The sequence below is a fragment of the Tamlana crocina genome (assembly GCF_012037625.1).
On record NZ_JAAVJS010000584.1, the window covers coordinates 1 to 340 of the forward strand.

Sequence of the window (340 nt, forward strand, 5' to 3'; positions counted from 1 at the left end):
TCCTGTCATCTTTTGTGTGCTTACAGATCAAAATATGCAGCAGGCAATTGATCGTTCAGGTGGCAGGCACGGGAACAAAGGAGCCGAAGCGGCTGTAGCTGCTATAAAAATGGCCCAGTTACGCAAGGATTCCCGCATTTGATCTTCTACAAAAGGCATTGTTTTTGTTGATGTGAGTTTGCTCTCCTAAACTTCGGAATTCTTGAGCATTTTAAGTAAATTTGAAATTCCGGTAATAAAGAATTGTAATGCTTAAACTCAACATCTTTCAGCCTAAAAAGAAAAACAACAGGTATAACTATACCCCACGTTACTATAAGGGCAAAGACACCGGAAATAT

1 protein-coding gene is annotated in these 340 nt (G+C 39.7%); it reads left to right on the plus strand.

What is annotated here, in order from left to right; translation table 11 throughout:
• Window positions 1-142, plus strand: a 142-nt coding sequence (locus HC176_RS18150; protein WP_209309814.1) for a 6,7-dimethyl-8-ribityllumazine synthase, incomplete at its 5' end; no start/stop codon positions are given.
• Window positions 143-340 lie beyond the last annotated feature (198 nt).